We start from the raw sequence: 9,391 nt of genomic DNA on the forward strand, positions 1-9,391 counted from the left end.
CTCAGCCTGCACGGCGAGCAGGACGAGTACGGCTCGGCCACGCACCCGCAACGCATCTCCTCCCTGCCCGGCGTACCGAGCGTGCTGCAGCTGCTGCCCGAATGCGGGCACGTACCGCACCGCGAACAGCCGGCTGTCGTACTGGAGGTGGTCGCAGACTTCCTCCGCCAACATCGGCCCTAGGCCCTGTCATTCGCGAGATCAGGCGTCTACCGTCTGGCTGGAAAGTTGAATCAAATCTGCGGGCGCCCGGTCACATCGACCAGGCGCAGTCGCTTCATCCCGAAGCGGCCTGAAGAACGCCGCCGGCTCACATTCCTGGGTGCGGTGGTTGGTTTGATTTCGCTGCGCAGGTAGGTTCGATCATGTGCCGCCTTCAATGGCTTCCCTTCTTGCTGCTCACGCTGTGGGCGCCCTCTTTCTTCGCTGCCGGCACCTCCTTCGCCGCCGACATCGGCACTTCCACCGACGAGAAAGCCCAGGCCGCCGTGACCAAGGCGGAAGTCCTGGAGCAGCAGGTCGCACATCCAGCCACGGCGGTGACTACCACCGCGCCGATCACCAAGGCTGAAGTGAAGGCGCTCGACCCGGCCGGCCAGGCGCCGCTGGACGATGCCATCGTCTGCCTGTCGCGGACCATCTACTGGGAAGCCAAGGGCGGCGGTAAGGCGGACATGGAGGCAGTGGCCAACGTGGTGCTCAACCGCATGGGCCATGGCGGCTTCCCGGATACCGTGTGCGGGGTGGTGAAGCAGGGCCAGGCGCAGAAGCACTGCCAGTTCTCCTGGTGGTGCGACGGCCGTTCGGACCAGGTGGAGGAGAAGAACCGCTATGACATCGCCAAGGAAATCGCCCGCCGCGCGCTGAACAAGCAGTTGAGCGACCGCACCCGTGGCGCCATGTATTTCCATGACCGCCACGTCTCGCCGAGCTGGGCGAAGGAATACATCCGCACGGCGGAGACCGACGAGTTCGTCTTCTACAAGCCGCGCGGCGGTGATGCGCGCTAGTTGACGGTGGCGGAGCCGTCGCGCTGGGCATCCATCCAGCGCACCACGGCATCGCCGAATTCCGGCGGCGCCTTGCGCCCGACGCGGCGTACCAGGTCGAGCACGGTGTGCTGGGCCAGGGCTTCTTCCATGCGCTTCTGCGCGGTGAGCATGACCGCATGGATCGAGCAGGTGCCGCAGGTCGCCCATTCTGGCGGCGCGCCTTCGAACACCGCGCAGCGGCCGCGAATGTCGCGACATTCGAAGATCGGCTTGTCGCCGTCGATGGCCTTGACGATATCCAGCACGGTGATTTCATCCGCCGGCCGCGCCAGGCGGAAGCCGCCGCGCACGCCTTCGGTGGCCGCCACCAGCCCGGCCTTGGCCAGCTTGGTGAAGACCTTGGCCAGCAGCTCCTGGGGCACGCCCTGCAGTTCCGCCAGCGCGCGTACGCTGGAGTCGCGGCTGTCGCCCTTCTCGTCGGTGAGGTAGAGCAGGCAATGAATGCCGTACTCGACGCCTGCGCTGTATAAAGCCATGTCAAACTCCGACTACTTCAGTCGCATTATTCTCTCGCCCGCCAGGGCAGCCGGCAAGCACTAAAGCATGCAACCGGACGAGCTGTCACTCGTAGCCCCTGACGTCCAGCGCTCCGTAGCGCCTCACGTATAAACAGAAGCGCGAGTATTTGCACCTGCTCGTCCGGGACGAACGGTCGGAGTTTGTCGAAGAAATCGGTTGCGCCGAATAACTACGACAAATATAGTCGTAGTTATTCCGAGGCAAGCCGGGTAGCGAACCGCTCCGATGTCAGGCACTCGGGAACCCCTTTCGGACCCATCCTTTTTTTCGTCGGAGAGCACCATGAAACAACGCATCCTGATCGTCGGCGCCGGCTTCGCGGGCATGTGGAGCGCCCTGAGCGCCACTCGCCTGCTCGACCTGCACCAGCGCGGCGACGTCGAAGTCGCGGTCCTCGCTCCCCAGGCCGAACTGCGCATCCGCCCGCGCTTCTACGAGCCCAACGTGCACCAGATGGCCGCGCCGCTGGGCGAGCTGTTCGCCGCCGTGGGCGTGACCTTCATCCAGGGCAGCGTCGAGACCATCGACGTCGACGGCCGCCAGCTGGACTACCGCAACGCCCAGGGCGACGTCGCCACCCTCGGCTTTGACCGCCTGATCCTCGCCAGCGGCAGCAAGGTCGCTCGCCCCGCCCTGCCGGGCATCGAGCACGCCTTCGACGTCGACGACATCGACCAGGCCGTACGCCTGGAAAGCCACATCCGCTCGCTGCACCAGCAGCCGCAGTCCGCCGCACGCAACACCGTGGTGGTCGCCGGCGGTGGCTTCACCGGCATCGAGACCGCCGCGGAAATGCCGGCACGCCTGCGGGAAGTGCTGGGCAGCGATGCCGAGGTGCGGGTGATCGTGGTCGACCGTGGTGCCGAAATCGGCAGCGCGCTGGGCGAAACCTCGCAGTCGGTGGTGGCCGAAGCCTCCAGCGAACTGGGCATCGAATGGCGCCTGAAGTCCGCGGTGGAATCCATCGACGCGAACGGCGTGACCCTCTCCAGCGGCGAGCGCATCGAGGCCAGCACGGTGATCTGGACCGCCGGCGTGCGCGCCAGCTCGCTGACCGAACAGGTCGCCGGCGAACGCGACCGCCAGGGCCGCCTGCACGTGGACCGCAATCTCCAGGTGATCGGCCAGGACGCCGTGTTCGCCACCGGCGATACCGCCTATGCCGCCACCGACGATGTCGGCAACCACGCGCTGATGACCTGCCAGCACGCCATCGCCCTGGGCCGCTCGGCCGGCAACAACGCCGCCGCCGACTTGCTGGGCGTGGCCCCCATCCCCTACAGCCAGGTGAAGTACGTGACCTGCCTGGACCTGGGCGCCTGGGGCGCGCTGTTCACCGAGGGCTGGGACCGCCAGGTGCGCTTCCAGCGCGAGGAAGGCAAGAAGATCAAGACCGAGATCAACACCGTGTGGATCTACCCGCCGGCCGCCGACCGCGCCACCGCCCTGGCAGCGGCTGACCCGATGATCCCTGTCGTGGCCTGACGACGCCTGAACGAGCCCCGGTTGGCGTGAGCCTGCCGGGGCTTTTTCTTGGGCGGGATCTGGCTCTGCCTGCACGCACAGTATTTCCCGGAAGACTCTTCGTAGGATGGGTGGAGCGCAGCGATACCCATGCTGCCGGCGTGGCGGGCAACCCTGACGATGGGTATCGCTGCGCTCCACGCCATCCTACGTTGTGCCTCCCTGACGCCTCGCAGCGAGCCGCGCGCTTTTCGTAGGAGCGAGCTTGCTCGCGAACAGCCGAGCCCCGGTGCCGTGCGGTTCGCGAGCAAGCTCGCTCCTACAAGTTTGGCCGGGGCCTCGGTGTGTAGGAGCGGACCTTGTCCGCGAATCCCTCAGGCCAACTGCCCGCCTGCCGGCGGATCGCGGAGAAGCTCCGCTCCTACCGGTTCGACCGGGGGCGCGATGCGCAGAGCGACTCGACCATCCGCGCCAGGGTATCGATCACATCCTCCCGCCCCAGCAGCGGCTGCGACTCGCCCAGGTAACGCGCGGTGGTGTACTGCACCGAGTTGATCACCACGAACAGCACCGCCGGCAGGTTGTCGATGCGGTAGTCGTCGAAATGGCGCAGCAGGTACTGGCGACAGATTTCGGCCATCTGCCGCTCCAGGGTCTGGAACACCGGCGCGGAGTTCAGCCGGTGCCAGTGGCGCAGCAGTTCGCGCTGGGCGGCGTCCCCCTCGACCTGCTCGAAGATGCCCTCCAGCACCGCGCGGGTGACGCTGCCGATGTCTGCGCCGAGCAAGGGCGCGACGCGCTGGTGTACCACCGCCATCAGGGCTTCGGCGCGCTGCATCAGCAGGGCCTCGACGATCATCTCCTTGTTGGCGAAGTACTGGTACAGCGAGCCGACGCTGACCCCGGCGCGGCGCGCCACATGGTTGGTGGTCAGCGCGTCGAGGCCGCGCTCGCCGATCTCCAGCGCCGCCGCCTCGACCAGCACCGCGACCATCTCACTGGCGCGCTGCTGGGTGGGTTGCTTCATCATGGGCTTCTCCTCTGCGAGCCGGTTGCGAGTTGAATGCGAGCAACTGCTCGCAATAGCGTACTTCGAGGAATCCACCCGGCAACCAACCAAGGTATGAAGCGATGAGCGCACCCACCCGCCACGGCGCCGACCTGCAACGCGCCCGTCGCACCGCCGCCCCGGTCCGTCGCTTCATCCAGGGCGAGTGCGAGCCGGACGCTGCCACCTGGCAGGCCATCGGCGAATCGCTAAACGACGGCGATGCGCCCATGGACGCGCTGGTGGAATGGCTGTTCGAAGTCGGCCTGGGCAACGGCATGCGCCTTTACGAGCAGGCGCTCGACCAGGGCATCGACACCCTGCCCGACGCCCCGGCAGCGTTGAAAGCCTTCTTCGACCAGGTCGAAACGCCACCGACCTGGGTCGACCCTGCGCGGCTTAAGGAAGGCGCCCGCGCCTGCGGGCTGTCCGGCCTCACCGGCATGCGCGTGCTGCGTGACCTCGGCCTGCTCGCCGGCTACCAGGCCTCCGGGATCAACCGCACCCTGGTGCTCACCGGGGCGCTGGAGAAAGGCCCACAGCGCCGCGTCGCCGAAACCACCAAATGGTGGATCGACTGCACGCGCCCCGGCGGCATGGCCTTCGGCGCAGCGGGTTATCGCAGCACGCTGCACGTGCGGCTGGTGCATGCCCTGGTACGCCGGCGAGTGTCGCGGCTGGAGGACTGGGACTTCGCCCACGACGGCCTGCCGGTGAACCAGGGCGACATGCATGCGACCTACCTGGCCTTCTCGGCGATCTTCCTGATCGGCCAGCGCCTGCTGGGCGTCGTGCTCAGCCGCCGTGAGCGCGAGGCGATCATCCACCTCTGGCGCTACATCGCCTGGCTGATGGGCGTGGAGGGACGCTGGCTGCATGACACGGAGCACGACGCGATCCGCGCGCTCTACCACAACCTGCTGTCCCAGGCGCCGGCCGACGACAGCAGCCGCATCCTCGGTGAGGCGCTGGTGGACGAACCGCTGCAGCGCCACTACACCAATCTGGCCTGGTTGCGCGGGCGGCTCAACCGCGCCATCCACCTGAGCATCGCCGGCACCTTCATCGACGCCGAGGGCCGTCGCGCGCTGGGCCTGCCCAGCCTCAGCCTGCCCTGGTATCCCGTGCTGACTGCGCCGCCGCGCCTGCTCTTCCACTGCCTGCTGCGCGCCCTGCCCGGCGGCCGCAATTGGCTGGTGCGCCGCGGCCTGCACAGCCAGGAGAACTACCTGCGCACGCTGTTCGGCGGCGCCGATCCGCGCCTGGTTGCGGCGGCACAGCTGGCAGTCGAAGACGTGCGCCGCTGAGGTCGCCACGGAAAAAAATCGGCACTCGGACGGCCGTTTCGCGCTCCATTCGAAAGAGAGCCGCCGAGGAACCGCCCGTGAGCACACCGTCCGAGCTGCTGGACCTGCCAGCCGACCTGCACTACGTCGACGACAACCTGCCCGGCATCAGCCGGCGCCGCCTGCGCGGGCGCTTCGCCTACTTCGACCCCGGCGGCGAGCGCATCCGCGTGGAAGCGGAGATCGAACGCATCGACCAACTGGCGATCCCACCGGCCTACCTCGACGTGTGGATCTGCATCGACCCGCTCGGCCACCTGCAGGCCACCGGCCGCGACCTGCGCGGGCGCAAGCAGTACCGCTACCACGCACGCTGGACCGAGGTGCGCGACAGTGCCAAGTACGAGCGCCTGCTGCGCTTCGGCGCCGCCCTGCCGGCCCTGCGCACGCAGATCGACCGACACCTGGCGCAACCCGGCCTGGGCGCGGAGAAGGTCATGGCCACGGTGGTGGAGCTGCTCGACTGCACGCTGATCCGCGTCGGCAACCAGCGCTACCGCAAGGAGAATCGCTCGTTCGGCCTCACCACGCTGAACAACCGCCATGTCGAGGTGCAGGGCGCACGCATCCGCTTCGCCTTCCGTGGCAAGAGCGGCGTGAAGCACAGCGTGGACATCGAACACCCGCGCCTCGCGCGTATCCTCCGGCGTTGCCTGGAGTTGCCCGGCCAGCAGCTGTTCCAGTACCTGGACGAGGACCGCCAGCGGCACATGATCGACTCCCGGGACGTCAACGCCTACCTGCGCGAATACGCCGGCGAGGAATTCACCGCCAAGGACTACCGCACCTGGGCCGGCAGCGCGCTGGCGCTAGAGCATTGCCGCAAGGCGCGGTGGCAGGACGAGAAGACTGCCAACCGGCAGCTCAAGGAGATCATCGGCAAGGTCGCCGAAGAGCTGGGCAACACGCCGGCGATCTGCCGCAAGTGCTATGTGCACCCGAAAGTGATCGAGGCATTTCTCGCCGGGAAACTGGCCAGCTTGCGCAAGGCGCGCAAGCTCAAGGGCCTCAGCGCTGAGGAAGCGACCCTGCTGAAATTCCTGCGGGGCGACTGAAGCCTGCCGGCTCAGTCGTTGGGGTCGATCAGCCCTTCGCGCACGGCGTACAACACCAGGCTCGGCACGTCGTGGATACGCAGCCGGCGCATGATCTGCGCACGGTGCGCCTCCACTGTCTTCACGCTCAGGCCGAGGCCGTCGGCGATGGCGCGGGTGGAAGTGCCACGGCTGATCAGGCGGACGATCTCGATCTGCCGCTGGGTCAGCTCCGGGTCGTTGGCCGCCGATTTCTGCCGCGCCAGTGCCTGGGCGATCACCGGTTCGGCGATTGCCGAGCTGAGGTAGCGCTGGCCGCGACCGACCGCGCGCAGGGCCATGTGCAGTTCGCTGATCGCTGCGTCCTTGAGCAGGTAGCCCTGGGCGCCGCGCTCCAGCGCCGCCAGCACCACTTCGGCATCGGTATGCATCGACAGCATCAGCACCCGTGCTGCCGGCGCCGCGCTACCCAGTTCGCAGAGGGCGTCGAGGCCGCTGGTGCCGTCCATGGAGACATCCAGCAGGATGATGTCCGGCTGCAGCTCGCGAGCCAGGTGCACGGTCTGCGGGCCGTTCTCCGCCTCGCCGATGATCTCGTAGCCGTCCAGCCCGGCCACCATGGCACGCACGCCGAAGCGGATCAGCGCATGGTCGTCGGCCAGCAACAGACGGCAGGTCATTGCATCGCGACGTACCCGCAAGCGCGCTCCCGGCGCTGGGCAGTCGTCCTTTCCGGGTTCATGGCAAGTGCCTCCCACAACACTCCAGGTGGCAGCCGCCGGGGGACACTCCGCACCGGCCGGCCCTCCTCCACGGAGTTCGCCCGGCGCGGAAGGTTCGCTGCAATGTCATGAACGGTCACCTCAGCGCTCCTCCAGGGCAAAACGGGCGATGGCCCGCGGCAGGTTGCCCAGGCTCTCGCTGCCCTCGGCCGCGCCGAGCCGCAGCGCCTCCTTGGGCATGCCGAACACCACGCAGCTGGCTTCGTCCTGGGCCAGGGTGCGCGCGCCAGCCTCGCGCATGCTCAGCAGGCCGCGCGCGCCGTCATCGCCCATGCCGGTCATGATCACGCCCAGGGCGTTGTGCCCGGCATGCCGCGCGACGGAGCGGAACAGCACGTCCACCGAGGGCTTGTGGCGGTTCACCGGCGGCCCGTCGAGCACCTCGACGAAGTACTGCGCGCCGCTGCGCTTGAGCTGCATGTGCCGGCCGCCCGGCGCCACCAGCGCCAGACCAGGGCGGACGCGGTCCATGTGCCGCGCCTCGCGCACGTCGATCTGGCAGACGCCGTCCAGGCGCTGGGCGAAGGCGGCGGTGAACTTCTCCGGCATGTGCTGGACGATGACGATGCCCGGACAATCCACCGGCAACTGCCGCAGCACCTGCTCCAGCGCCTGGGTGCCGCCGGTGGAGGTGCCCAGCGCGACGACGCGGTCGGTGGTGGACAGAGTCGCCCGGCTTTCGATCGCGGGCGCGGCGGCCGCGGCCGGTATCGCCACGCGCTGCGGCATGGCGCGTGGCTGGCTGCGCGCCGCCGTCTCGATCTGGCGGATCAGCTCGCCGGAGAGCTGCTGCAGGCTTTCCTTCAGCCCCAGCCGGGCCTTGGTGAACACCCCCACGGCGCCGGCGGCCAGGGCGTCCAGGGTCACCGCCGCGCCCTGCTCGGTGAGGGTGGAACAGATGATCGCCGGCGTCGGCCGCTCGGCCATGATCCGCCGCAGGAAGGTGATGCCGTCCATGCGCGGCATCTCCACGTCCAGCACCAGCACGTCGGGCCACTGGCGGCGCATCTTGTCCAGGGCGAACAGCGGGTCGGCGGCCTGGCCGATGACCTCGATGCCCGGATGGCTGCCCAGGCAGGTGGTCAGCACCTGACGCACCAGCGCCGAGTCGTCGACGATGAACACCTTGATCATGAGCGTGCTCTCTCGAACACCGACGGACGCACCGCGCGCACGGGCAGGTTCATCCCGTGCAGGCTTTCGGCGTGGCCGATGAACAGCAGGCCGCCGGGGGCTAGGCTGTCCAGCAGGCGCGCGACGATGCCGCGCTTTTCCTCGCCACTGAAGTAGATCAGCACGTTGCGCAGGAAGATCGCGTCGAAGCGTCCCAGTTCCGCCGGCAGCTCGCGCACCAGGTTCAGTTCGCTGAACTCCACCCGCTCGCGCAGGCGCTGGCCGATGCGGAACATCCCCTCGCTCTGCTCCACGCCGCGCAGGCAGTGGCGCTCCAGCCAGCCACGAGGCAGGTTTGCGGCCTGCTGCATCGGGTAGATGGCCCGTCGGCCCTTCTCCAGCACGCGCTGGCTGAGGTCGCTGGCGAGGATCGACCAGTCCGCCGCGCAGCGCTCGGCCAGGGTCATGGCCATGCTGAAGGCCTCCTGCCCGGAGGATGCCGCCGCGCTCCACAGGCGCAGCGGCCGGGCCTGGCGCGCCGCCCAGTCGCCGAGGATGTCGAAGTGCTGCGGCTCGCGGAAGAAATAGGTTTCGTTGGTGGTCAAGAGGTCCACCACCAGACGCCGCTCGGCCTCCTCGGCGGGCTGCTCGATCAACCGCAGGTAGGCGCCGTAGTCGCTCTGCTGGCGGGCGCGCAGGCGGCACATCAGGCGGCCGGCCATCAGCGTGCGCTTCTGCTCGGCCATGCGAATGCCCGAGGCCTGCTGCATCAGCTGCTGCAGGCGGCGGAAATCCGCGTCGCCCAGGCGCGGCAGGCTGCTGGCGGGCATCAGCTGGCCTGCGCCAGTTGGCTGAGCTGGCAGATGTCATCCAGCGACAGTGCGCGGCGCACGTCGAGGATGATGGTGAAGCCCGCGTCGTTGCGTGCCATGCCGGCGATGAACTCGGTACGGATGCCGGCACCGAACGGCGGCGCCGGCTCGATGCTCCCGGCCTCGATGTCGAGCACCGCGTCCACCGCGTCCACCACCAG

Annotated in this window: 11 protein-coding genes; 5 read left to right on the top strand and 6 right to left on the bottom strand. The window is 68.4% G+C overall.

Translation table 11 applies throughout. From position 1 onward, the window contains the following. Both QO207_RS30745 and QO207_RS30750 read left to right on the top strand, forming a co-directional pair. A partial coding sequence (locus QO207_RS30745) for an alpha/beta fold hydrolase (RefSeq protein ID WP_301536029.1) occupies positions 1-183 on the top strand: 183 nt, incomplete at its 5' end. Positions 184-452: 269 nt separating this feature from the next. Beyond that, positions 453-1,010 carry a cell wall hydrolase gene (locus tag QO207_RS30750; protein ID WP_301536039.1) on the top strand — a complete coding sequence of 186 codons (558 nt, stop codon included), beginning with the start codon at positions 453-455 and terminating at the stop codon, positions 1,008-1,010. On the opposite strand, the gene QO207_RS30755 is transcribed toward QO207_RS30750, so the two are convergent. Then, the gene (locus QO207_RS30755; RefSeq protein WP_301536030.1) at positions 1,007-1,528 is read right to left on the bottom strand and encodes an Rrf2 family transcriptional regulator; all 522 of its coding nucleotides are present in this window, start codon (positions 1,526-1,528) and stop codon (positions 1,007-1,009) included. The two genes, QO207_RS30750 and QO207_RS30755, sit on opposite strands and share 4 nt — an antisense overlap. 325 nt (positions 1,529-1,853) lie before the next feature. On the opposite strand from QO207_RS30755, the gene QO207_RS30760 reads away from it, so the two are divergent. Beyond that, positions 1,854-3,056, top strand: coding sequence for an NAD(P)/FAD-dependent oxidoreductase (locus tag QO207_RS30760; protein ID WP_301536031.1), 1,203 nt, complete (start codon positions 1,854-1,856; stop codon positions 3,054-3,056). Positions 3,057-3,456: 400 nt separating this feature from the next. Here the strand turns inward: QO207_RS30760 and QO207_RS30765 are convergent, their stop codons facing one another. Then, on the bottom strand, positions 3,457-4,065 hold the full coding sequence (locus QO207_RS30765) for a TetR/AcrR family transcriptional regulator (RefSeq protein ID WP_301536032.1): 609 nt from the start codon (positions 4,063-4,065) through the stop codon (positions 3,457-3,459). A gap of 101 nt (positions 4,066-4,166) precedes the next feature. Here QO207_RS30765 and QO207_RS30770 point away from each other — a divergent pair, with 101 nt between their 5' ends. Next, entirely contained in the window at positions 4,167-5,390 is a 1,224-nt protein-coding gene (locus QO207_RS30770) for an oxygenase MpaB family protein (protein WP_301536033.1), read from the top strand. A gap of 77 nt (positions 5,391-5,467) precedes the next feature. Further along, positions 5,468-6,484: a DNA topoisomerase IB gene (locus tag QO207_RS30775; RefSeq protein WP_301536034.1), complete on the top strand. Its 1,017-nt coding sequence runs from the start codon at positions 5,468-5,470 to the stop codon at positions 6,482-6,484. An 11-nt stretch (positions 6,485-6,495) separates the two neighbouring features. Here the strand turns inward: QO207_RS30775 and QO207_RS30780 are convergent, their stop codons facing one another. The 4 genes from QO207_RS30780 to QO207_RS30795 all read right to left on the bottom strand — a co-directional run. After that, on the bottom strand, positions 6,496-7,143 hold the full coding sequence (locus tag QO207_RS30780; RefSeq protein WP_301536035.1) for a response regulator transcription factor: 648 nt from the start codon (positions 7,141-7,143) through the stop codon (positions 6,496-6,498). Positions 7,144-7,326: 183 nt separating this feature from the next. Then, on the bottom strand, positions 7,327-8,379 hold the full coding sequence (locus tag QO207_RS30785; RefSeq protein WP_301536036.1) for a chemotaxis response regulator protein-glutamate methylesterase: 1,053 nt from the start codon (positions 8,377-8,379) through the stop codon (positions 7,327-7,329). Further along, the gene (locus QO207_RS30790; protein ID WP_301536037.1) at positions 8,376-9,188 is read right to left on the bottom strand and encodes a protein-glutamate O-methyltransferase CheR; all 813 of its coding nucleotides are present in this window, start codon (positions 9,186-9,188) and stop codon (positions 8,376-8,378) included. The genes QO207_RS30785 and QO207_RS30790 overlap by 4 nt, the downstream gene beginning before the upstream one ends. Further along, the coding region (locus QO207_RS30795) for a chemotaxis protein CheW (protein WP_301536038.1) at positions 9,188-9,391 on the bottom strand (204 nt) is incomplete at its 5' end. The genes QO207_RS30790 and QO207_RS30795, both read right to left, overlap by 1 nt.

Source organism: Pseudomonas sp. CAN1 (genome assembly GCF_030462585.1).
Lineage (GTDB): Bacteria > Pseudomonadota > Gammaproteobacteria > Pseudomonadales > Pseudomonadaceae > Pseudomonas.

Excerpts from the sequence above, each read along its gene's own strand:
- QO207_RS30755 (WP_301536030.1), bottom strand. The coding sequence starts at position 1,528 with ATGGCTTTATACAGCGCAGGCGTCGAGTACGGCATTCATTGCCTGCTC.
- QO207_RS30790 (WP_301536037.1), bottom strand. The coding sequence starts at position 9,188 with ATGCCCGCCAGCAGCCTGCCGCGCCTGGGCGACGCGGATTTCCGCCGC.
- QO207_RS30785 (WP_301536036.1), bottom strand. The coding sequence starts at position 8,379 with ATGATCAAGGTGTTCATCGTCGACGACTCGGCGCTGGTGCGTCAGGTG.
- QO207_RS30780 (WP_301536035.1), bottom strand. The coding sequence starts at position 7,143 with ATGACCTGCCGTCTGTTGCTGGCCGACGACCATGCGCTGATCCGCTTC.
- QO207_RS30770 (WP_301536033.1), top strand. The coding sequence starts at position 4,167 with ATGAGCGCACCCACCCGCCACGGCGCCGACCTGCAACGCGCCCGTCGC.
- QO207_RS30765 (WP_301536032.1), bottom strand. The coding sequence starts at position 4,065 with ATGATGAAGCAACCCACCCAGCAGCGCGCCAGTGAGATGGTCGCGGTG.
- QO207_RS30760 (WP_301536031.1), top strand. The coding sequence starts at position 1,854 with ATGAAACAACGCATCCTGATCGTCGGCGCCGGCTTCGCGGGCATGTGG.